This window comes from Bradyrhizobium sp. 2TAF36 (assembly GCF_052114925.1).
GTDB classification, from domain to species: Bacteria; Pseudomonadota; Alphaproteobacteria; order Rhizobiales; family Xanthobacteraceae; genus Bradyrhizobium; species Bradyrhizobium barranii.
Window position 1 is genome coordinate 38,668 of the sequence record NZ_JBFRFR010000012.1, and the last position, 20,965, is coordinate 59,632.

A 20,965-nucleotide genomic window follows, 5' to 3' on the forward strand; every position below is an offset into this window, starting at 1 on the left:
TGGACGGTCAGGCCTTCTTCTGCGCGACACGCGCTGCGAAGGCCTTCAGCAGTGCCGCATCCACCGCTCGCCATTCGCATCCGCGGCGAGGTGCTCGAACCAGCGTGCAAAGCCTTCGTAGATCTGGCTCGCCGGATGGTCGGGCCCGAGGAAACCCGAGATCTCCCGCATCTCCGCGACCCAGCGATAGGCCTTCGGGATCATGTCCGGCAGCGCGACTTCGAGCCGGGCCAGGACCGCGGGCTGGCTCAGCGCGAGCTCGTCGCGCAGCGCATCGGCCGCGCCCGCTTTCGTGGCCGCGACCACCATGGCCGAGCCGATGCCGGCCAGGCCCTTGACGATACCGGCATAGGACATCTTCAGCGCGGAGGCCGCGCCGACGGGTCCCTCGACAATCCGCACGTCGAGCCCGAGATCCTTCAGCACCGCGAGATCCCCAGCGTACTCGCCGGACAGGTAGAAAGCCGGGCTCTTGCTGCCGGGCTGCGGCGGGAAGCCGATGATGCCGCCATCGACGAACGGCGCCTGCGCCGAGCCGATGATCTCCTCGATTCTTTGAACGGTATCGACATTGACCGCGTTGCAGTCGACGACGATGGGCTTCTTCTCGCGCCGGACGATCAGCGCGGCCAGGCGTTCGGCCAAAGCCACGGCTTCGCCCGGCGGCACGATCGAAAGGATGATGTCGGCCTCCACGATCGCGTCGTCCTCGGCGCCGATCATGCCGGCATCCGCGGCGCGCTTTTGCGTCGCCTCGCTGCGCCCCTTCAACGATGTCAGCACGCGCGCACCGTTTTCGCCGAGGCGGCGGGCCACGGCGCTGCCCATGGCGCCGGGCGCGAGGATCGCAATGGTCTTCGTCATCATGCACTCCAGGTCGAATTCCGAGCGAGGCGCTCAATTCAACCGGAAGACTAGCAGAGGACGAAAGTGCTTGCGTGAATGCGGCCATCCGAAACGGGAATGGCCCTACTCCACCTTCGCAGGCTGGGGCTGGAGCGCCGACGCGTTGGCGATGCGCGCGGCGTTCGCCATGCCCGCGAGCGCGGCGGCCTTCTTCGGGTCCGGCGCCAAGCCCGGCTGCACCACGCCGGCCGACATGATCAGGGTCGCGGCGTCCTCGGTGCTCATGTCGACTTCGACGATCTTGCTCTTGGGCACGTAGAAGAAGAAGCCCGTGGTCGGGTTCGGCGAGCACGGCAGGAATACGGAGACGTGCTCCTCCTGCCCCGGCAGGCTGCGCGCGACCTCTTCATTCGGCGACTGCGAGATCAGCACGATCGACCACATTCCCGGCGACGGAAACTCGACCAGGCCGACTTTGCGGAAGCTCGAGCCCTTGCCCGAGAACAGCGTCTCGAACACCTGCTTCAGGCCGCGATAGATGGCGCGCACCGCCGGGATGCGGCCGAGGAAGGTTTCGCCGATATCGACCAGCGTCCGGCCGATCAGGTTGGCCGCGAGGAAGCCGACCAGCGTCAGCGTGAAGAATGCGACAATCAGTCCCCAACCTGGAACGACATACGGCAGATAGGTTTCGGGCCGGTAGGCCAGCGGCACGAACGGCCGCACCACGCCGTCAACCCAGGTGACGAACCACCAGACCAGATACAGCGTGATGGCAATTGGCCCCGTCACGACGAGGCCGGTCAGAAAATAATTGCGGAAGCGGCCCATCAGGCCGGTATGCGGTTCCGGGATGGGATCAAGCGGCGCAGGCGCGTCGTCGCGGGGGGTCATTCGGGTTCCAGGTCGGTCGCTGCACTCAAACTAGGGTCTTCTAGCAGGTTTTGGAAGACTACCTAGCGTTCCGGCCTGATCCCTTCTGCCTATTCCACGGTCACCGATTTCGCGAGGTTGCGCGGCTGGTCGACGTCGGTGCCCATGATGACCGCCGTATGATAGGCGAGCAGCTGAACGGGGACGGCATAGACCATCGGTGTGAACGCGGCCGCCATGTCGGGCATGACGATGGTGACGAGGGACTCGACGGTCGCCTCCTCCGCGCCTTTGGCGTCCGTCATCAGGATGATTCTGCCGCCGCGGGCGGCAACCTCCTGCATGTTGGAGACGGTCTTTTCGAACACGCGGTCATAGGGGGCGATGACGACGACCGGCATGGTCTCGTCGATCAGCGCGATCGGCCCGTGCTTCAGCTCGCCGGCGGCATAGCCCTCGGCATGGATATAGGAGATCTCCTTCAGCTTCAGCGCGCCTTCGAGCGCGAGCGGGAAGCTGGTGCCGCGGCCGAGATAGAGCACGTCGCGCGATTTGGCGATCTCACGCGCGAGCTTCTCGATCTGGAGCTCGGTGGTGAGCGCGTCCGACATCAGGCGCGGGATCTCGACAAGGCCATGAACGAGCTTGGTCTCGTCCTCGTCGGACAATTCGCCGCGGGCCTTGCCGGCCGCGATCGCAAGATTTGCCAGCACCATGAGCTGGCAGGTGAAGGCCTTGGTCGAGGCGACGCCGATCTCGGGGCCGGCGAGCGTCTGCAGCACGGTCTCGCTCTCGCGCGCGATCGTCGAGGTCGGCACGTTGACGACGGCCACCGTGTGCACGCCCTCAGCCTTGGCATAGCGCAGCGCGGCCAGCGTGTCGGCGGTCTCGCCCGACTGCGAGATGAAGATGGCGAGATCGCCCTTGCGCAACGGCGCCTCGCGGTAGCGGAATTCGGAGGCGACATCGACCTCGACCGGCACGCGCGCAAAGCGTTCGAACCAGTATTTCGCGACGAAGCCGGCGTAGCTCGCGGTGCCGCAGGCGGTGATGTTGATGCGCTGGATGCTCTTGAAGTCGAACGGCAGCTTGACCGGCAGCGAGACGCGCTCGGTCGCCATGTCGACATAGCGCGCTAGCGTGTGGCCGACCACTTCCGGCTGCTCGTGGATTTCCTTCGCCATGAAGTGGCGGTAATTGGCCTTGTCGACCAGCGAGGTCGAGGCGGCGTGCTTGATCTTCTCGCGCTGGACGGCGTGGCCGTCCTTGTCGAAGACCGTGGCGCCCTTGCGCGTCAGCACGACCCAGTCGCCGTCTTCGAGATAGCTGATCGTGTCGGTGAAGGGGCCGAGCGCGATGGCATCGGAGCCGAGATACATCTCGCCGTCGCCATATCCGATCGCGAGCGGCGGGCCGTTGCGGGCGCCGATCATGAGGTCGTCGTCACCGGCGAAGATGAAGCCGAGCGCGAAGGCGCCACGCAGCCGCGCCAGCGTCAGCTTCACCGCTTCCACGGGCTTGTTGCCGCGCGTGAGCAGATCGTCTACGAGATGCAGCACGATCTCGGTGTCGGTCTCGGTGTGGAACACCGTGCCCTTTTTCTCGAGCTCCTCGCGCAGCTCGCGGAAATTCTCAATGATGCCGTTGTGGACCACGGCAACGCGTTCGGTCGCGTGCGGATGGGCATTGTTGACGGTCGGCTTGCCGTGGGTGGCCCAGCGGGTGTGGCCGATGCCGGTTGTGCCTTTGAGCGGCTCGGCTTCGAGACGCTTCTCCAGGTTCTTCAGCTTGCCCTCGGCGCGGCGGCGCTCGAGATGCTTGCCTTCGAGCGTGGCGACGCCCGCGGAGTCGTAGCCGCGATATTCAAGACGTTTGAGCGAATCCACCAATTGCTCTGCAACCGGCGTGCGCCCGAGAATGCCGACAATCCCGCACATGCGGATCAATATCCCCCAAATCGTCGAAAAATCGCCTAAACGATCCGCTCGGTCTTTAGCGAAGTTCCTAAGGAACCAGATACTCAATAATTATTGCTGATTGAGACAGCACCGTTTCGCATCCGGCTTCGACTGCGTCGAATTGGCCGGCCTTAAACCGCGCGCATTAACTCCTTGTCAACAAGTTTGGCCAACGATTCCGGGACAGGAGAATAAGGCCATGAAAGGCTCATCCGACCGCAAAGGTCTGTCATCGACGTTCTTGCGCGCCAGCGAGACCACTGGCACGCACCTTGCGCATTGGCCGCCGCCCCAGCGCGGCAAGGAAAGCAAGCCCGTCTTCGTCAAGCACGCCGCCGGAGAACCTGCGAAACGGGCAAAGCCGCGCGGCTGGCGCCTGACGCGCGCGATCTTCTCGGAATTCTCCGACGACGAATAGCGGCGCGCCCTACCACCCCAGCGTCACGGCCCAGACGAGGGAAATGAGGAGCGCCCAGAACGCCAGCCCGATGACGAGGGCCAAAATCTCGGGCGGATCGTACTCGTTCACTTCCCGCAGCAGCAGTCGCCCCATCCCCGTGACGAATGTGTCGATCAGAAAACTGAAGAGATCGCGCACAAAGCGAGAGGACACGGCAGTTGGCGCTCAGTTCTCCGGCTTCTTTTCCGGCTTCTTGCCGCCGGTCTTCATCTCGCGATAGCGCGCGGCGCCGCCTTCCCTGATGGTCTGCTGGTTGCGCTCCAGCGCCATGGCGTCGTCGGGCACATCGCGCGTGATCACCGAGCCCGAGCCGATATAGGCGCCGTTGCCGATCTTCACGGGCGCGACGAGAGAAGAGTTGGTGCCCACGAAGGCACCCTGCCCGATGATCGTCTTGTGCTTCTTGAAGCCGTCGTAGTTGCAGGTGATGGTGCCGGCGCCGATGTTGGAATTGGCGCCGATGGTGGCGTCACCAATGTAGGAGAGATGGTTGACCTTGACGCCGGCCTCCAGCGTCGCGGCCTTGGTCTCGACGAAATTGCCGATCCGCGCGCCGTCGCCGAGCGAGGTGCCGGGTCGCAGCCGCGCATAGGGGCCGATCGAGACGTTCTTGCCGAGCGTGGTCTGCACGATATGCGAGAAGGAATGGATCACCGTGCCGTCGGCGATCGACACGCCCGGACCGATCACCACGAACGGCTCGATGGTGACGTCATTGCCGAACACGGTATCGGCGGACAGATAAACGGTCTCGGGCGCGATCAGCGTGACGCCTGCTTCCATCGCCGCTTTGCGCAAGCGCGCCTGCATCACGCCTTCGGCCTCCGCGAGCTGCGCCTTGGTGTTGATGCCGCGCACCTCGTCCTCGCTGGTCTCGATCACGACGGCCTCCCATCCCTGTTCACGAACGACGCCGACCGCGTCGGTCAGATAATACTCGCCCTTCGAATTCGCATTGCCGATCTTGTCGAGGATCGCGAGTGCACGGCGCCCGTCGATCGCCATCAGGCCGGCATTGCACAGATCGATCTTGCGCTCTTCCGCGCTGGCATCGGCATGCTCGCGGATCGCGACCAGACGGTCGCCCTCGACGATGAAGCGGCCATAGCCGGTGGGATCGGCGGCGCGAAAGCCGAGCGCGGCGATTGCTGCGCCCTTCGCGAGCGGCGCGCGCAGCCGCGCAAAGGTCTCGGCCGAGATCAGCGGCGTGTCGCCGAAGGCAATCAGCAGATCGTCGGCGCCCCGCGCAATCGCCTCGCGCGCCGCCAGCACCGCATGCGCGGTGCCGAGCCGTTCTGCCTGCACGAAGGTGAGCGCATCGGGACGGATACGTTTCGCCTCGTCCCCGACCGCCTGATGGTCGGGGCCGATCACGACGGCGAGCGAGGTGCCGGTTCCCTTCGGTGTGGCGGCGAGCACGTGCGCGAGCAGGCTCTGGTGGGCGACCGGATGCAGCACTTTCGGCAGGTTCGATCGCATGCGCGTGCCTTCGCCGGCGGCGAGTACGATCGTGAGGCTGGAACGGGCGGTCATCGAAATCCTGTCAAACATGGCCGAATCAACGGGCGGCGCCAGGCCGATGCCGTCATGAGCTGTCGCCTTGCTACCCCCGCAAACGCCCGGAATTCAAGTGCGACGGGGTTTTCCTGTTAATGTTCCCTGATTGATTCGGGGAAGCAGCTCGGGGCTGGGCACTTAACGTTCATGGCAAAGGATTCCGACCCACTGGCGGACGCCTTCGGGACCAAGGAGACCGGCGGGCTGTTCTCCGGACTTCTGGCCGAGGAAAGCGCGGTCGACCGCAGCATGATGTGGCGGCTGGGCGCGTGGGGCGTGGTTGCCGTCGGCGCTGTCGTGATGGCCGTGATGGCCAATCAGGCCCAGCTCGGCTGGCGCCGTGACCAGGTTGCGTCCGCCGATCTGTCGCGCCAGGCCGACCGGCTCCAGATGCTGACCAAGGAGAGCCAGAACGAGGCCCGCCGCCTCGCCTCCGCCATCGAGACGCTGAACACCGATCGGGACCGGCTCTATTCGCGCGTCACCGTGCTCGAGCAAGGGATGGATTCCGTCACCGGCGCCATCGCCAAGCAGAGCGCGAAACCGCAGGACGCGCCGGCGCCTGACGCGCAGCCCGCGGCGCCTAGCGTCGCGCCGGTCGCCTCCACGCCGGCTCCCTCGAGTGACAAGCCGCGCGCGGGAGCCGCGAAGGACCAGGCGAAGGAGCCGACAAAAGACGCTGTGAAGGAGGCCGCAAAGGATCAGTTGATCCCGCCGCCGCAGAACGCCGCCATGGCCTCGCTGGTATCGCAGTCGCCGCTGACAACGTCGGCACTGCCCATGCTTCCGCTGGTGCCATCCAAGTCGATCATGGCGCCACCCGATCCCGCCGCATCGAAGCTGACGCAGCCCGAGACGACGGAGAAGGCCGCCGAGAAGAAGCCCGAACAGGCGCCCACCCCGACCGAGGTCGCCGCGGCGCCAGCCAAGCCGCCGGAGACGGCCGAGAGCGAGGCCCCCGCGATCGCTGTCCAGCAGACGCGCTTCGCCATCGACCTCGGTGGCGCCAACTCGCTCGACGGCCTGCGCGCGCTCTGGCGCGGCCTGATCAAGTCCAATCCGGAGGTCGCGGCGCTGCGGCCGATCATCATGATCAAGGAAGGCAACACCGGCCTCGGCATGCAGCTCCGCTTGGGCGCCGGCCCGCTGATCAATGCCGCCGCCGCCGCAAAGCTCTGCGCGGGCCTTGCCGAAAGCGACCGCCATTGCGAGACCACCGTGTTCGACGGCCAGCGGCTGTCGATGCGCGGCGGATCGGAGAAGGGACAAGAGAAGACTCAGGACCGGGTTCAGGAGAAGAACGCGGACAAGAACCAGGACGCCGTCCCGCAAGCCGAGACTGCGCCAGCGCCCGCTCCTGGCGCCAAACCGGAGAAGCGCCGCCGCAGCTACTCCTCAAAACGCTCGTCGAAGCGCGAGGAGCCCGCGCCTGCACCCGCGCCTCAGCCGCCGGCCGCACCGGCGAAGCCGGAGACGGCCTCGGCGGGATCGACGCTGTCGTCGTTCTTCAGGCGGTAGGAACGCGGACGAGTTAGATCACTGCGGCCTCTCATCAAATTGGGGCGTCAATGGCCGTCGACCAATGACTCGTCGAACAGCGCAAGCGATCAGAAATATCCACCTCGCCTGTTGCCCCCTCCCGTCATCCCGACCATATTGCGCCCATGACAAAAAAGCCCTTCCGCCTCACGCCCTACCAGGTGCAGTTCCTGATCGTCGTCGGTTTCGTGTCCGTCGGCTATGCGATCTATCTGCGCTATCTCGGCATCGAGAACTCGACCGTCGGCCTCGCCTGTGACGCTGGCCTGCAGACGCTGATCTGCAAGGCGCGCACAGTCTCGACGGTGCTGTTCAAGAATTCGGTGTTCGGCATCGTCGCGCTGGTGGTTGCGACGCTGAACCTGATGCGGCCGTCGATCGTGCTGCTGACCGTCGGCATCGTCGCCGCCGGCCTCGGCATCGTGCTCTACAATGTCGTGCTGTCGGGCCTTGCGATCGGCCTGTTCATTCTTGGATTTGCTCGGCCCGCGCCCGCCACAGCGTGAACGCGAACAGCAAGTAGATCGCGCAGGTCCACAGCGACTGCCAGTTCTCGCGGCCCTCGTTGAACAGCACATAGGCGGCCGCCAGCGTGAGCAGGCCCGCGAATACCGATTCCGCGATCGGACGCTGGCCGATCTGCGGCCGGTTCAGCATCAGCACCGCGAACGGCACCACCGCCATCGTCAGCGAGGCGTAGGGGAAGTCGTGGTAGCGCGAGTCGAACACGAAGGCGAGCGCGGTCTGCGCCGCGATCACCGCGGTCACCGCCAGCGTCAGGCCGAGCACGGCGGTGAGCTTCGACCATTTGCGGCCCTCGCGCGGGCCGAGCAGATCGAGGAAGGTCGGAAGGCTGCGGCCGATCACCATCGCCTGCGAGCAGAAGATCGGCGACAGGATGCCGGCCAGAAGCAGCGCGCCCCAGTGCAGCCAGCCGCCGATGCCGTAACTCTCATAGTACATCTTGTCGGCGCCGATCCCGAGCAGGGTGCCCGCTGACGTCGCCGAGATCGCGACGCCGAGCCAGGCCGAGAAGCGCGGCGTCCACGGCCGCCTGCGCAGCGTGAGGCCGGCGACCGCGAACACCAGCACGCAGAGGCCCATGCCGGCGCCCATGTACCATTTCCAGTACGGGAAATTGCTGATCGGCTGGCCCGGCGGATATTTCAGGTTCCGGCGCACCGAGTCGTACAGGCCCCAATAGCCGCCGACGGTGCCTTCCAGCTTGCGCTTCCAGGGCTGGTCATAGGACTCGATCAGATTGACGCGAAACTTGTTTGCTTTCGCCAGGCCCAGGATTTCCGAGACGACGCGCGCCTGGTTGGTGCGCGACGGCAGCGCGCCCTCGCGCATGCGCCCTTCGCTGGGCCAGCCGGTTTCGCCGATCAGGATCTCCTTGCCGGGGAACGCGACCGCCATGCGCTCGCGGATCGCCTCGACATGGCTCGCTGCGAACTTCGCCTTCACCGGAACATCCTCCCAATAAGGCAGGATGTGGATCGTGACGAAGTCGACGGCGTCATAGACCTCGCGATTCCTGAGCCAGAACTCCCAGACGTCGGCATAGGTGACGGGCACGCTGACCTGCGCCTTCACCGAGCGGATGATGGAGACGAGGTCCGCGGTCGTCATCTCGCCGCGCAACAGCACCTCGTTGCCGACGATGACGCTGGTGATGATGCCGGGAAATTCCTTGGAGAGGCGGACGGCGAGCGCGGCCTGCTCAAAATTCTTGGCGCGGTTGCTGGAGAGCCAGATGCCCTGGAGCACCTTCAGCCCGCCGACCTTGGCGGCGATCGCCGGCACCTGGTCGAGCCCGTTCTCCATCGAATAGGTGCGGACGCAGTCGGTGATCTCCTTGAGCTGGCGCAAATCCTGCTCGATTTGGTCGGCCTCGATATGGGTCCACGCGTTCAGCGGCGACTGTTCCCCGCGGAACGGCGCATAGGAGACGCATTGGACCTTGTCGGCCGGGTCGATCGGGGCGCGCGCGAGCGTGATTGGCGTGGCCAGCCACCACCACACGGCAGCAATCGCACCCAGTGAAACGAGCAGAAGCGCCAGTGGCGTACGAAGAGAAATCGGTTCCGTCCTCCGCGAGGTGCCGTCGATTACCTGCTCACGCGCCATCTGCCAAGGGGTGTGTCCGGGATGGATCCTTCCCTCCCCCGAGGAATTTACCTGCGGCCGTTCGACAGAGGCCTAGGATCGTGACTTTGCTGGACAAAATTTCAAATTCAGGTCATGGACTCGGCAGGACTTTGCCGCCGCATTGGGGACCCATTTGGACGCCATCACCGGCGAGTCCGCGAGGTCCTGGCGCGGGCGGTCAGCTGATATATTGGGGAATTCATGCGGCAACGGGTGTTCGAGTTACGAAATGCGGTCCTGCGGCAGTTCGCCGCCACCTTGGCCGTCTCCTCCCTGGTCGTGATGGTCGGTCTCGGTGGCGCCTCCGCCCAGAGCGGCACGCCCGCCCCGGACCAGGGCAAGGCAGCCACCCAGCCCGCCGATGCCGCCGCCAAGGACGCCGCCCAGAACCAGCGCCGCACCGACGAGTTCGCCGAAGCAGCCCAGGTCATCAACGGCCCGGCCGGCAACCCCGAATGCGTCTGGCTCGGCCGGCGCGTGGTGCGGCTGATGTGGCGCGACGACCTCGATACCGCGTTCCGCCATCTCGACCTCTACGACCGCTTCGGCTGCCCCGGCGGCCACATCCAGGCCGCCTTCCGCTGCCTGACCCGCTTTGGCGGCCAGATCGATCCCAAGGTCGCCGAGACCCTGGACAGCCGCGTGCACGCCTGCTGGATCAACCCGGCATCCCAGCCGCAGCAGGCGTCAGCCAGCGCCTCCCAGCCGGCGGCGCCAACCACGGGCAATTCGCAGGCCCCGCAGCCGGCCGCGAGCCCCGCGCCTGCGGCAAGCCCGACACCGGCGCCCTCGAAATAGCCGCGATCGTTTCAGCCGCCGTTCAGGAACGATCGGCGATAGAAGCGGTTGGCACTGCCGCACATTCCGAAACTGTCATGCCCTCATACGGTCATGAGGCCATGACAGTTGTGAAACCGCGCGGCAGAGGTATGCTCCATTTGCCGCGGACTCGGTCGGATCTCGGGGTCGGATCCGCTTCCCTGCCACCTCAGCCCCTTTTGGTTTAGCCGCGATGCGCGTTGTCGCCGCCGTTCTGTTGCTTGTGTCCGTGCTTCACGCCGGCATCTGGGGAGTCCTGCGCGACAAGGAACCCGCGCCCGACTTCAAGGGCCTGCTGCCCAGCGTCTCCTACGCCCCGTTCGAAGGCGCGGCGCACCCCGACATCGACAACATCCCCACCGTCGAGAAAATCCGCGCCGACCTGAAGACGCTGTCGACGATGACGCGCGCGATCCGTCTCTATTCGTCCACCGGCGGCGTGGAGCTGGTGCCGCCGATCGCGGCCGAGTTCGGCCTCAAGGTCACCGTCGGCGCCTGGATCGACAAGGACAAGGATCGCAACGAGCGCGAGATCAAGGCCGCCATCGAACTCGCCCGCAAGAACAGCAACGTCGTCGGCGTCGTGGTCGGCAACGAGGTGATCTACCGCGGCGAGCAGAAGGTCGAAGACCTCATCGACATGATCAAGAAGGTGAAGGGCTCGGTCCGCGTGCCCGTCACGACCGGCGAGATCTGGAACATCTGGCGCGACAATCCCGACCTTGCCTCCAACGTCGACTTCATCGCCGCCCACGTGCTGCCCTATTGGGAAAACTTCCGCTCGGACCAGGCCGTCGACCAGGCCGTCGATCGCTACAACCTGTTGCGCAACCTGTTCCCGGGCAAGCGCATCGTGATCGCCGAATTCGGCTGGCCGAGCCAGGGCTACAACCTTCGCAACGCCGACCCCGGTCCGTTCCAGCAGGCGCTGACCCTGCGCAACTTCGTTAGCCGCGCCGAAGCCATCGGCATGGAATACAACATCGTCGAAGCCATCGATCAGCCCTGGAAATATTTCGAGGGCGGCGTCGGCCCGTACTGGGGCATCCTCAACGCCAGCCGCGAGCCGAAATTCGCCTGGACCGGCCCGGTCGAGAATCCCGACTACTGGAAGCTGATGGGAATTGCGCTGCTGGTCGGCATCCTCCTGTCGCTGCCGATCCTGCGGCTGGAACAGCCGACCGCCAGGCAGGCGTTCCTGCTATCGGCGACCGCCAACGGCGTCGGCGCCTGGGCCGCGACCGTGTTCGCGTTCTGGAATGACCACTATTTCATCTTCGGCTCGGCCTTCGCGCTCACGCTCGGCATGATCCTGCTTGTTCCCCTTGTCCTCATCGCGATGGCGCGCGTCGACGAGATCGCGGCAGTGGCCTTGGGCCGGCCGCCGCAGCGGCTGCTCTCCAAGAGCAAGCCGGTCGAGAACGTTCCCGAGAATTACTACCCGAAGGTCTCGATCCACATCCCCGCCTATTTCGAGCCGGTCGAGATGCTGAAGCAGACGCTCGATGCGCTGTCGCGGCTGAACTATCCGAACTACGAATGCGTCGTCATCATCAACAACACGCCCGATCCCGCGTTCTGGCAGCCGATCCAGGACCATTGCCGCGCGCTCGGTGAACGCTTCAAGTTCATCAACGCCGAGAAGGTGCAGGGCTTCAAGGCCGGTGCGCTGCGGATCGCGATGGATCGCACCGCCGTCGATGCCGAGATCATCGGCATCCTCGATGCCGACTATGTCGTCGATCCCGACTGGCTGAAGGACCTCGTGCCTGCTTTCGCCGACCCGCGCGTTGGCCTCGTGCAGGCGCCGCAGGAGCATCGCGACGGCGACCTGTCGATCATGCACTACATCATGAACGGCGAATATGCCGGCTTCTTCGACATCGGCATGGTCCAGCGCAACGAGGCCAACGCCATCATCGTGCACGGCACGATGTGCCTGATCCGCCGCGCCGCGATGGACATGGCCGGCGGCTGGTCGTCCGACACGATCTGCGAGGACAGCGATCTCGGCCTCGCGATCCAGCAACTCGGCTGGACCACCCACTACACCAATCATCGCTACGGCCAGGGCTTGCTGCCCGACACCTACGAGGCCTTCAAGAAGCAGCGTCACCGCTGGGCCTATGGCGGCCTCCAGATCGTGAAGAAGCACTGGCGGAACTTCCTGCCCGGCCGCAGTCGGCTGACGCCCGATCAGAAGCGCGAATATGGCTTGGGCTGGCTGAACTGGCTCGGCGCCGAGAGCCTCGGCGTGGTGGTGGCGCTGCTCAATCTCATCTGGGTGCCGATCGTCGCCTTCGCCGACATCGCCATCCCCGACAAGATTCTGACGCTGCCGATCATCGGCGCCTTCATCGTCTCGCTCGCGCACTTCCTGTCGATGTACCGCGCGCGCGTCGCGATCAAGCCCGGCCAGATGATGGGCGCGATGATCGCCGCGATGAGCGTGCAATGGACGGTGTCGCGCGCGGTCGCGCAGGGGTTGATCACCGAGCACATCGCGTTCGCGCGCACCTCCAAGGGCGGCCTGTCCAGGATGTCGATCGAGTTCCAGGCGTTCTGGGAGGCCGTGATCGGCACCCTGCTGGTGATCGGCGCCGGCGTGCTGATCGCCTCCAACAGCTATCGCCAGATCACCGAGATCTACATCTTCGCCGGCGTCCTGGTGCTGCAAAGCCTGCCGTTCCTGGCCGCGGTCGCGATCGCGATCCTCGAGCTCAGCCGCATCAACTCGTTCCAGTTCTGGCGCGACAGCGCGATCCGCACCGCCGAACTGATCGGCCTGCGCCCCGTGGCCCTGCCGACCCCCGCCGGCACGCCGCAACCGGTGCCGAGCGAAGTCCGGCGGGAAGCGAACTGACGGACGAACGGCCTCTCGGCGCGGGTGAAACCTCCGCGCCGGCAAGCCACCGGCGCTGTTCGGCGTGGATAGCGGGCCGCCAATCGGGTTGAAAATTCCGGTCTAAGCGGCGGAAAGCGCGAGCGAATCCCCGCCTCCGCCAAGAGTTTGGGCCGCCACTCGCACTATTGACCTCAGCGCCCCGTCCCCCTACACAGCGCGGGCCGAAAGCATGATCCGGAAACAGCCGGTTTTTCCCCGCGACGCCAGTTGAGGCAGCGGCAAGACATGCTTCTCGAATGTCCGAAGACGATGGCGATCGATCTTGAAAGCCATCAGCGGCCATGGGAGCGCGTAGCTCAGCCGGTAGAGCACGTGACTTTTAATCACGGGGTCCTGGGTTCGAGCCCCAGCGCGCTCACCAAGCCAAAACAATGACTTAAGCGAAATCACAAGCCGACCGAAAAAGCCGTGTGTGGGCACTGTGTTGGCAAACTGATTGCCGATCTGCGTCGAGGATGGCAGCGCGGCAATTGCTCGCGATCGCCACTAGGCCGGCGCGCTCAAGCGGCAGCACGCCCTCCCCGTCCGCCAGATCCGGGCAGATGCGCTCCATGCGCGCGAAAGAGCCCCACTAGGGCCGGCGCAACACCCCAAGCAGGTCGGCGACATCGATCACATCAAGGTCTTCGCGACGGTGGGCGCCGCGGAACGACGGTTTGAGGAGAACGACCCGGAGGGCGTCGCCTTCGAATACGATGTGATCGAGTGATGTGGAGCGGATAATCAGCGCCACATCGTTGGTGGGCTCAGGGCCTCGCGACCCGCCGCTTTCAACGCGTCGGTCGAGAGCTGTCCATGTGCCGCGGCATCGAGCAGCTTCGAAGCAACGTACGCTCTGGCGCCCGTCTCGCTTACAGGAATATTTTCGCAAACTTCATCGAGCACCGCCCTGAGCAGCGCAGTCATTTCAGCATCAAACACGCCGAACTCCCGAAATTGAGAGGATACTGAACGCTGCACAAGCGGAATATATTCGCTTGGCAGCGTTCGCCGCGTATTCCGGTCTGGGCTCTGAAATCCCAGCGCCTTCCAAATTGGCACCTGTCTGTCAAAGTAATGTGACAGCTTCCTCGGCCACATCAACAGGAGTTTGCAGGGCCTGCCAAGGCCCGCCAGCGTGAACCGGCAGCCTGAAACCTTCCCAGGTTTCGTACGTAAAATCTCTATCCGAGGTTTTTGTTAGTTCCCATCTCGGGGCTGGAAATGAACACCGCCGCCGGGACAATGTATTAGAGCCCGGCGGCGTATTTGTTGGTGCCTGAACCGGCGCGCGCCTCGAGCGGCGGCTTCCACCTGAATTTGTAGGGCAGATTTTTTCTAACCTGAGTTAGTTTTTTCTATGCCCAGCGTCGACTACCCCAATTTTTCTGCACGTAGAGCAAGGGGTCGACCGGGTGGTTCAACAACTGGGACTGGAGGATTGGGCCTGGCAAATCGCCGCCGACGTGTATCGCTTGAATCTGTATAGCCGACTCACCGGACGAGCGGCCCCTGGAGACGCCGTTTCAGACGAACAGCTTGCCAGAGCAATCCGCGAAAGCTTCACTCAAACGAACGACGCCGCCTATCGAGAAATGGTTGAGTTAGCGACCGATGCCGCTTTATCGGCCTACGATCGTGTCGTCTCACGCAATGTCAAACAGGCGCGCGCTCAACTAGCGAACTAACGGCTCGTCGGCGGATGATGACTAGCCTGCCCCGCAAGAGAACCCCGCCGACCTTGTGAGCCGCCGGGCTTATCTCTACCGCTTCAACCGGCGGCGGCGATGCGTCATCAGCCGTTACCGGACGCCACTCCGATGCATTGATGCCGCAATCGGCGCGATGTTATGCTAGTCGCAGAACCGGGAGTTTCTCGATGCGCAAAATCGCCGCCGCTGTCATGTTTGCCCTGATCGCACAGACCGCATTGGCTCAGGACCATGTTCCAATGTACGGCGAGTCCAAGGACAAGACGGAGGCCGAGAAGGCGGACGACATTCGGGCCGAGCGCGCCTATCAACGCTCCCTCGGCAATGTTCCCGACCAGAAGGCAGTCGATCCGTGGGGAACTGCCCGCGGCGACGAAGCGAAGAAGCCGGCCACGCCAGCCAAACCGGTAGTGAAACATTCGTCCAAGGCCAAGAGCGGCAGCCCCCCCAACTAGCGAATTCTAAAGGGGGGCCGCCAGCGTGAACCGGCGGGTCAGCGCTTCACTGCGTTGCCAGCTAATTCCATCGCGAGATCTAGGGCTGCGATTCCAATTTGGTCGGTCGGACGAGATCTACAGCGCCGGTCCATCCAAGCAATTAGCGCTGTGAAGTCACCGCCGCCGACAATCGCCTCCATCATAGAGCGAAGGCCGGCGAGGCTGACATCGAGCATCCAGCCAAAGCTTATGCCGTGGCGACGGCAATAGCCGGCCAATTCTTGTGAAGCGCAGAAGCCTGGTGTGTGCGGAGCCGGATCCTGAGCGCGGTGGCTCAAGGGCTACGAGTGTTGGTCCACGGGTCTGCAACCTTGGGGAAAACGCTCCCTAGGTCAGTCGGACTGCATTTTCCGAATCAACCAGATGTGCGCGCCCTCGTGTGTGATCTTGCTTGGGGGTATGCGTGAGCCAGTTTCTGTCGGTGCTGCTATTGCTGACGACATTGACGCTGACGGTGTGTTTCGGCGTGGCGGCCTGGCGCCAGTCCGCCGGCAGAGACGTCGATATCACCGCCACCATTTCACATCGGGAAACCGGCTGGAGGTCGGAACGGAGCAACTGAGGACCCTTGCGCTCGCCCTCCGGTTGAAGTCTGATGTTCTGGCGGAGCTCGGAACGGCTGCATGAATGAGAGACATTGGCCAGGCGTCGCGACTGCCGTCGCGATCCTGTGGATATTTGCGACGATGATGTGGCTTGGAATCGCTGGGCCAATCTGGCACGCGAGCAACGCCGCCAATCCAGACGCTTGGATAGGATTTGCCGGAAATGCCTTAGGAGCTGCCGTATCGCTTCTCGCAGCGATTGTTGCTGGCATAGCCGCTTATCGAACGATCCTGCCAATGCAGCGCCAACTTTCTGAGTTGGTCAGGCAGAACAACTTTGCGCACTATGAGCGTCTGCGACAGCGTGCTGCCGAACTCATCGACATGAAAATCCTAATCGAGAACGTTGCCGCGAATCTCGAATCTATGGAAACCGGGCTATTGCTTTCCGGCCTTGGCGCCAACGAAGGCAGGCAAGCCGCTTTTGATCGCCTCGAACAAAGCGCTGGAGTCCTAAATGCGGCGCGGCGAACTTTGTGGGGCGACGAGAATGCACAAAGCTTGACTGTCTACTTTGTCGACAACGCTCTGCGAGCGGTAAATGAAGTAAGAAACGCCTTGCTTGGAACCCGGCGGCCGTTTGATCGAGACGCGTGGACTAAGTTCAAAGGGATCGCCTTCCAAGGTGGGGTAGCGCTCCACAATAGGATTAGGCTTGAGACGGACTTTGTTTCCGCTGAAATTGCGGCGCTCGAACCATCGATTTTGAACCGGCCACCATTTCCTCAGCTTTGGAAAGGCGAATATCCCGGACCGGAGAAGCTTGCTGAAATGTATGCGCGTCGCCCGGCCCAACCGCAGTCTCGGGATAAGCCAGCGGCCACCGCCCCATTCGCGAGCTAGGGGTTCGGGCCTCCAAGTCGAGCAGCCCCTCACGGATAACGTCTCGGTGAATGAAACCGTTCGCCGCATCACGCGAAGCACTCAGGAAACAATCCGGGTCCAGTGTCTCGTCACCCACGAGGGGATCTCAAAATGATTATTCTCAAGGTCTCTGCTGTTGTTCTTGGCGCTGGCATCCTTTTCACGATGTACTCAGGGGAGCTAAGCGCAGACGTCGTGCTTGCCATCGTGTCCTGCTTGGCATGACAAGAAGACCGGCCAACGTGAACTCGAGGGCCAGTAATGCCAACTGCTTCGCTTGAACTATCTTTAGCTTTCCGGAGCCGACGTCGCAGCCGGCACACTCAGCGGCGCTCCCCCAACTGAAACCGGCCCGACAGACTTCGACTGCCGAACCATCCGCTTCCGCATCGCTGCCGACAGTCCATAGCGTGCATTCGCTTTTCGGATCGAGGACGTGACGTCCGACATCATCGCATTTTGCAGCGTATCGACCTTCGCGATGAGCGTGGACAGCTGTGAAGATATCTTCCTCACATCCACCCGTTCGTCCGTGATGCTCTGTCGCAGAGACAGCAGCACCATTGAATCCTGCTGCAGCAGGGCTGCATTTTGCTGCAAGGCGTGGTTGTTCTCCTGCAGCGAAGCCGTGTGTTGCTGCTGGGCCGACTGAATGTCCTTCAAGGCAGCGACAACCGGATCCGCCTTTGGCGCGGACGCTTCCCGGCGCGGAAGCAGTTCAGCCAGACTGCTGAGATTCGGCGACGGAAGATCAGCCGGCAATGTATAGATCGCCGCCGCACCATTGATGGCCAGGGCACACACCGACAGTGCCAGGACCGATTTCCGGCTGGACCGCTTGGCCGGAGCTTCCGGGGCTGCGGGCTCGAGTCCTGCGACTGCGAGCGCGAGCGCCGCGGGGTCGAGTTGTTCGACGAGGCCTTGCGCCTCGGATGTCGTGGCCATGTCCATTGACCTCAAATGAGCGAGCAACAGGAAGCCGACGCCGGAACGTCCTCGCGACGGCTCCTCTACGCAGCACCCACCTACAACTGCCTAAAATTGTGGGCATTTTGGATTAATTCCACGTTAGCGACGTGGCCGCCTGGCAGGCCCGGCCGCCCCGGCCGATTACGGGGGGCTATGCGACCGAATGAGTCACGCGGCCGCCTGCTTCGAAGCACCAAAGCCGAGAGACAAGGCCCCCGAAAGGTGTAAGATTCACGAGAACCGGAGGAACGGCATGTTTGAAATCAGCGGTTTCGACACGGCAGGCGTCGTCAGCCTCAAGCGGCTGTCACTCGCGGCCGCCCTCAAGAAGGCCCGAGAGCTTGTCGAAGACGGGTGCTGGGACGTTCAGATCGTCGATCCAACCGGGCGCGTACACACCTCGTTTGAGGAGCAGGCCGCTTAGCGTAGCGCTGGACCGGCTCCGCGGCTAGCTCATCAAGAGCACGCTGATCAGGAGCACACTGATCCGGAGCACACCCGGTCTCACGCCTGACGGCCCGTCTCTCAGTACCGCCGATAATAATTCTCTGGCCGGTCCTGGAATTGTAGTGGAACCGTGCCGTTGGGGTAGCAGACACCGTCGCGGATATCGACGTCAGCGCCGTGGCCGCATGGCACCGGACGCCGGCGCATTCCATAGTAAGGCCGCGGGCCCTGATAGTATCCCTGCAGCGCCGCCTGGTCTTCGGGACGGAGATAGCCGTTGGGATAGCACATCCCGTCGCGGGCGCTCTGATCCCAATGATCGCCGCACGGCGGCGGATGCCTCGGTACGCCGCGATACTGCACCTCGAGCGGGCGTTCGACAGCTGCGGCAGGCGCCGTTGCACCGCCATGAAGAGCAAGGATTGTCGCAATAGTGGTGATCAACATCGAAGCGGTCCTCCAAGGCCGCAAGATAGACAACCCCTCTGAATGACGCCTGAACGCGACGAGAGCGCCACGACCATCAGGGTCGGCCGATGGCACGATGGCGGCCACCGCGCTGCACTGGACGCTGCAGCTGTCTGCAGTTCCAAGGGCCTTGCCACAAAAGCCGGGAGACAACGCCCTCGAAAGGTGTAAGATTCAGGAAAACCGGAGGAACGGCATGTTTGAAATCAGCGGTTTCGACACGGCAGGCGTCGTCAGCCTCAAGCGGCTGTCACTCGCGGCCGCCCTCAAGAAGGCCAGAGAGCTCGTCGAAGACGGGTGCTGGGACGTTCAGATCGTCGATCCGGCTGGGCAGGTCTACACCTCGTTCGAGGAGCAAGCCGCTTAGTCGCGCCCGCCCCTCGGCACTTTTCAGAAATCATCCGCCCGATCCGATCACGCTTCGCGAGCCGTGGCCGTGACCGCGATCGAAATGAAAACCCCAGCGCCTGGTAGGGAGCGCTGGGGCGTTTTCAAAATATCAATCGGTAAAAGCAATGAGGCCTTCATAGCACCGGTCTCGAAGCGCGAGTGTGAACTGGTTCACACGGCTCCGCCGATCTTCGCGTACCGCGTCCGGGTGTGGCTATCCGCCTCGGCCGACGTTGGACGAGGCATCATTGAGCCAGCGCGCCGTTGCTTCATCGCTCCAGCCGGGGACCGCGAAGCGCACGCGAGGATTCACTTCCGTGCCGAAACGATCAACCGGAGGATGGCGTGTCGCAGGATTGTGCGCACGAGCGTGGTGCGCGGCGTCCGCAGACGTACACAAGACGATCAGGAGGCCCAGGGCCAAAACAACACGCATCGTATCGGCTCCAATCGAGTCCGTTCCCGCTCATGTAATACGCCGACCGACCCACCGCGATCTGACGCGGCTTCACAGCTAGGAGAGCGAAGCGCGAACGCGACGCTCTTGCGATCGAACGGACCGCCGCTCAACTCCCGCGCGCCGCACCGTTGCCAACCAATTCGTTTGGGAGCACGCTCTCTCCAGGCGCTTAAGACGCCGCACAGGGAGAACCACATGAAGGAACCGGGCCTGGACGGCCGCCATCGGGACAAGGATGGCGCGATCAGCAAGAAGCACGGCAACACGCTGGTCGGTACGTTGCGCAAGATCTACGGAAAGGCGTTTGCGGCCGGTTATCCCGATGCGACCCCGCTCAGCGAGGTCTTGCATCAATTGAACGAGACCTCGCTGAGCCAGTTGCGTCGCGATCACGACACCGGGCATCTCGGGCACAAGATCGACCACGCCTCGAAGTGAATGGACTTCACTTGGCCGATTTCGCTTGGCCCACTTCATTTGGCCGACTTCAGGTCGTCGAAACCGACTCCGCCGACAGCCTCTCGGACGCAGCTTGGACAGGCTGCGCGATCGGTCGCCTCGCCGTACTTGCCGTTTGAGCCCTCGCTACCCTCGCGCTAGCATGAGCCCTTTTACGGAGGCTCATTTGAAGCAGTTCATTATCATCATCGCCGCCATCGCGCTCGCCGTGACTGCTCCCGCCCGCGCGCAGGCGCTGGTCGATCCCAACAAGGTTGCCCCCGAATATCGCGAGGCGGCCGAGAAGCGCCGGGCCGAGCAGATGCGGCAGCGCGAATGCGCACTGAAGGCGGATCTCGACAAGGTGCTGCCCAGGGATCGCACCGTCTATCTCAACCATTGCCTGGACACGCTGGCGGTCAAGCAATAGCAGCTGGCTGGGGCCGTCTCGATCAGACCACGACCGTAGGCCGACCTGACCGCACGATGATCTGTCGATTTCGGGCTCGTGTTGTGGACCAGCGGGCGATTTGTCGCACCGGCGCCGCGAAGACGCGGCCCCCTCCTCACTGGCGCCGCGGCTTGCTCGGAAACAGCCGATCGCGGATGTAGCGCGAGGTCGGCGTCAGGCGGATGCCGCGCGGCTTCTGCCAGGCGGCGCGGTCGATCTCCTTCTTGTCGCCGATCTCGAGCCTGCCCTTGGCTCCCTTGGCGATGAAGATCGCGTCGCTCATCTTGCGGCCGGAGCGCTTATTCCTGGCCGTCACTTCCTTCCACAGGCTGATCCGGCCGAGCTTGAGCTTGGGCAGCTCCTCCTTGATCTCCCGCCGCAGGCAGTCCTTGTCGGACTCGCGCGAACGCTTGCGGCCGCCCGGGAACATCCACAGGCCGTCCGACCGCCGTCTGACCAACAATACCTTGCCGCGTTTTGCGGCAACCAGCTTGGAAGACTTCGCCATTACTGCCGTAGATCGAAAACAGAATCGCCCTATCGTAACTTGTCTAGTTGAATAGACAAGTTCGCGGGG

23 protein-coding genes, 1 tRNA gene and 1 pseudogene are annotated in these 20,965 nt (G+C 63.6%); 14 read left to right on the plus strand and 11 right to left on the minus strand.

The annotated features are described in order from the left end of the window. Positions 1-7: 7 nt before the first annotated feature. The 3 genes and pseudogenes from AB4Z51_RS08880 to glmS form a co-directional block, all read right to left on the minus strand. Positions 8-864, minus strand: a pseudogene (locus tag AB4Z51_RS08880) (DUF1932 domain-containing protein). 105 nt (positions 865-969) lie between these two features. Next, positions 970-1,740 (minus strand): DUF502 domain-containing protein, encoded by a 771-nt coding sequence (locus AB4Z51_RS08885; RefSeq protein WP_135213679.1) that lies wholly within the window; start codon positions 1,738-1,740, stop codon positions 970-972. Positions 1,741-1,829: 89 nt separating this feature from the next. Then, the gene (gene glmS, locus AB4Z51_RS08890) at positions 1,830-3,656 is read right to left on the minus strand and encodes a glutamine--fructose-6-phosphate transaminase (isomerizing) (RefSeq protein WP_208071273.1); all 1,827 of its coding nucleotides are present in this window, start codon (positions 3,654-3,656) and stop codon (positions 1,830-1,832) included. A gap of 220 nt (positions 3,657-3,876) precedes the next feature. Between glmS and AB4Z51_RS08895 the strand changes: the two genes are divergently transcribed. After that, on the plus strand, positions 3,877-4,095 hold the full coding sequence (locus AB4Z51_RS08895; RefSeq protein ID WP_071913760.1) for a hypothetical protein: 219 nt from the start codon (positions 3,877-3,879) through the stop codon (positions 4,093-4,095). 9 nt (positions 4,096-4,104) lie between these two features. Here AB4Z51_RS08895 and AB4Z51_RS08900 read toward each other — a convergent pair whose 3' ends face one another. Both AB4Z51_RS08900 and glmU read right to left on the minus strand, forming a co-directional pair. Beyond that, positions 4,105-4,290 carry a hypothetical protein gene (locus tag AB4Z51_RS08900; RefSeq protein WP_135213681.1) on the minus strand — a complete coding sequence of 62 codons (186 nt, stop codon included), beginning with the start codon at positions 4,288-4,290 and terminating at the stop codon, positions 4,105-4,107. A gap of 12 nt (positions 4,291-4,302) precedes the next feature. Then, positions 4,303-5,670 carry a bifunctional UDP-N-acetylglucosamine diphosphorylase/glucosamine-1-phosphate N-acetyltransferase GlmU gene (gene glmU, locus AB4Z51_RS08905; RefSeq protein ID WP_135213861.1) on the minus strand — a complete coding sequence of 456 codons (1,368 nt, stop codon included), beginning with the start codon at positions 5,668-5,670 and terminating at the stop codon, positions 4,303-4,305. 171 nt (positions 5,671-5,841) lie between these two features. Here glmU and AB4Z51_RS08910 point away from each other — a divergent pair, with 171 nt between their 5' ends. Together AB4Z51_RS08910 and AB4Z51_RS08915 are read left to right on the plus strand one after the other, a co-directional pair. After that, on the plus strand, positions 5,842-7,212 hold the full coding sequence (locus AB4Z51_RS08910; RefSeq protein ID WP_208071271.1) for a hypothetical protein: 1,371 nt from the start codon (positions 5,842-5,844) through the stop codon (positions 7,210-7,212). A 146-nt stretch (positions 7,213-7,358) separates the two neighbouring features. Next, positions 7,359-7,739, plus strand: a complete 381-nt coding sequence (locus AB4Z51_RS08915) for a hypothetical protein (protein WP_028147889.1) — start codon at positions 7,359-7,361, stop codon at positions 7,737-7,739. Here the strand turns inward: AB4Z51_RS08915 and AB4Z51_RS08920 are convergent. Then, positions 7,699-9,363, minus strand: a complete 1,665-nt coding sequence (locus AB4Z51_RS08920) for a glycoside hydrolase family 17 protein (protein ID WP_135213683.1) — start codon at positions 9,361-9,363, stop codon at positions 7,699-7,701. The genes AB4Z51_RS08915 and AB4Z51_RS08920 overlap by 41 nt on opposite strands. 222 nt (positions 9,364-9,585) lie before the next feature. Between AB4Z51_RS08920 and AB4Z51_RS08925 the strand changes: the two genes are divergently transcribed. The 3 genes from AB4Z51_RS08925 to AB4Z51_RS08935 all read left to right on the plus strand — a co-directional run bounded on the left by AB4Z51_RS08925 (position 9,586) and on the right by AB4Z51_RS08935 (position 13,469). Next, positions 9,586-10,182, plus strand: coding sequence for a beta-1-3, beta-1-6-glucan biosynthesis protein (locus AB4Z51_RS08925; RefSeq protein ID WP_135213684.1), 597 nt, complete (start codon positions 9,586-9,588; stop codon positions 10,180-10,182). Positions 10,183-10,396: 214 nt separating this feature from the next. Then, positions 10,397-13,066 carry a glycosyltransferase gene (locus tag AB4Z51_RS08930; RefSeq protein WP_063983203.1) on the plus strand — a complete coding sequence of 890 codons (2,670 nt, stop codon included), beginning with the start codon at positions 10,397-10,399 and terminating at the stop codon, positions 13,064-13,066. 327 nt (positions 13,067-13,393) lie between these two features. Further along, a tRNA-Lys gene (locus tag AB4Z51_RS08935) sits at positions 13,394-13,469 on the plus strand. 210 nt (positions 13,470-13,679) lie between these two features. On the opposite strand, the gene AB4Z51_RS08940 is transcribed toward AB4Z51_RS08935, so the two are convergent. Together AB4Z51_RS08940 and AB4Z51_RS08945 are read right to left on the minus strand one after the other, a co-directional pair. After that, positions 13,680-13,841, minus strand: a complete 162-nt coding sequence (locus AB4Z51_RS08940; RefSeq protein ID WP_167767900.1) for a hypothetical protein — start codon at positions 13,839-13,841, stop codon at positions 13,680-13,682. Further along, positions 13,832-14,029, minus strand: coding sequence for a hypothetical protein (locus AB4Z51_RS08945; RefSeq protein ID WP_193560862.1), 198 nt, complete (start codon positions 14,027-14,029; stop codon positions 13,832-13,834). The genes AB4Z51_RS08940 and AB4Z51_RS08945 overlap by 10 nt, the downstream gene beginning before the upstream one ends. 473 nt (positions 14,030-14,502) lie before the next feature. Here AB4Z51_RS08945 and AB4Z51_RS08950 point away from each other — a divergent pair, with 473 nt between their 5' ends. The 4 genes from AB4Z51_RS08950 to AB4Z51_RS08965 all read left to right on the plus strand — a co-directional run bounded on the left by AB4Z51_RS08950 (position 14,503) and on the right by AB4Z51_RS08965 (position 16,744). Next, the gene (locus AB4Z51_RS08950; RefSeq protein ID WP_135213685.1) at positions 14,503-14,775 is read left to right on the plus strand and encodes a hypothetical protein; all 273 of its coding nucleotides are present in this window, start codon (positions 14,503-14,505) and stop codon (positions 14,773-14,775) included. A 191-nt stretch (positions 14,776-14,966) separates the two neighbouring features. Further along, positions 14,967-15,254, plus strand: coding sequence for a hypothetical protein (locus tag AB4Z51_RS08955; RefSeq protein ID WP_135213686.1), 288 nt, complete (start codon positions 14,967-14,969; stop codon positions 15,252-15,254). Positions 15,255-15,699: 445 nt separating this feature from the next. Next, positions 15,700-15,858, plus strand: coding sequence for a hypothetical protein (locus tag AB4Z51_RS08960; protein WP_244623041.1), 159 nt, complete (start codon positions 15,700-15,702; stop codon positions 15,856-15,858). Between the two features lie 61 nt (positions 15,859-15,919). Then, on the plus strand, positions 15,920-16,744 hold the full coding sequence (locus tag AB4Z51_RS08965) for a hypothetical protein (protein ID WP_439036672.1): 825 nt from the start codon (positions 15,920-15,922) through the stop codon (positions 16,742-16,744). Positions 16,745-17,053: 309 nt separating this feature from the next. Here the strand turns inward: AB4Z51_RS08965 and AB4Z51_RS08970 are convergent, their stop codons facing one another. Beyond that, the gene (locus tag AB4Z51_RS08970; protein ID WP_167767901.1) at positions 17,054-17,716 is read right to left on the minus strand and encodes a hypothetical protein; all 663 of its coding nucleotides are present in this window, start codon (positions 17,714-17,716) and stop codon (positions 17,054-17,056) included. 271 nt (positions 17,717-17,987) lie between these two features. On the opposite strand from AB4Z51_RS08970, the gene AB4Z51_RS08975 reads away from it, so the two are divergent. After that, a complete protein-coding gene (locus tag AB4Z51_RS08975) occupies positions 17,988-18,158 on the plus strand; it encodes a hypothetical protein (protein WP_166096634.1) in 171 nt (56 codons plus the stop codon). A 101-nt stretch (positions 18,159-18,259) separates the two neighbouring features. Here the strand turns inward: AB4Z51_RS08975 and AB4Z51_RS08980 are convergent, their stop codons facing one another. Continuing rightward, positions 18,260-18,628, minus strand: a complete 369-nt coding sequence (locus AB4Z51_RS08980; RefSeq protein WP_049807936.1) for a hypothetical protein — start codon at positions 18,626-18,628, stop codon at positions 18,260-18,262. Positions 18,629-18,725: 97 nt separating this feature from the next. Here AB4Z51_RS08980 and AB4Z51_RS08985 point away from each other — a divergent pair, with 97 nt between their 5' ends. The 3 genes from AB4Z51_RS08985 to AB4Z51_RS08995 all read left to right on the plus strand — a co-directional run bounded on the left by AB4Z51_RS08985 (position 18,726) and on the right by AB4Z51_RS08995 (position 20,367). Continuing rightward, positions 18,726-19,016: a hypothetical protein gene (locus AB4Z51_RS08985; protein ID WP_135213689.1), complete on the plus strand. Its 291-nt coding sequence runs from the start codon at positions 18,726-18,728 to the stop codon at positions 19,014-19,016. Between the two features lie 678 nt (positions 19,017-19,694). Continuing rightward, positions 19,695-19,937: a hypothetical protein gene (locus tag AB4Z51_RS08990; protein ID WP_028152129.1), complete on the plus strand. Its 243-nt coding sequence runs from the start codon at positions 19,695-19,697 to the stop codon at positions 19,935-19,937. 187 nt (positions 19,938-20,124) lie between these two features. Then, positions 20,125-20,367 (plus strand): hypothetical protein, encoded by a 243-nt coding sequence (locus AB4Z51_RS08995; protein WP_063983193.1) that lies wholly within the window; start codon positions 20,125-20,127, stop codon positions 20,365-20,367. Between the two features lie 136 nt (positions 20,368-20,503). Here AB4Z51_RS08995 and AB4Z51_RS09000 read toward each other — a convergent pair whose 3' ends face one another. Then, positions 20,504-20,896 carry an NUDIX hydrolase gene (locus AB4Z51_RS09000; RefSeq protein ID WP_028152127.1) on the minus strand — a complete coding sequence of 131 codons (393 nt, stop codon included), beginning with the start codon at positions 20,894-20,896 and terminating at the stop codon, positions 20,504-20,506. Between the last annotated feature and the right edge of the window lie 69 nt (positions 20,897-20,965).